1 protein-coding gene is annotated in these 311 nt (G+C 44.4%); it reads right to left on the reverse strand.

What is annotated here, in order from left to right; translation table 11 throughout:
* On the reverse strand, positions 1-311 hold a 311-nt coding region (locus NZ653_10125; GenBank protein MCS7287473.1), incomplete at both ends, for a hypothetical protein.

The following is a 311-nucleotide window of genomic DNA, read 5'->3' on the forward strand; positions in this document are numbered from 1 at the left end:
TCCTTGTCCACCTTTCTCGTTATCGGCAAACTCACAGGATAAAAGCAACGTGCCATCCTCAAAGTATAGTTTATCACCTTCGTAAAGAGAGAAAGTCCAATCTTCGACGTCTATGGTCGTGACCTCTCCAGTAGCTTCAACTTTAACCTTCATCTTTGCTCGCCGCCATTTGATGTCCTTAGCATCAAATTCTCCTTCTATTTCATATGCTTCAAAAAGGGCTTTTCCAGGCTCCCTTGGATCCCAAAGTTTTCTTGGAGTACCGTACACTAACTTGTAGTTCCCGCTCCAAATCTTAGAGCCAAGTCCGG

The organism is Anaerolineae bacterium (genome assembly GCA_025062375.1).
GTDB lineage: Bacteria > Chloroflexota > Anaerolineae > SpSt-600 > SpSt-600 > SpSt-600.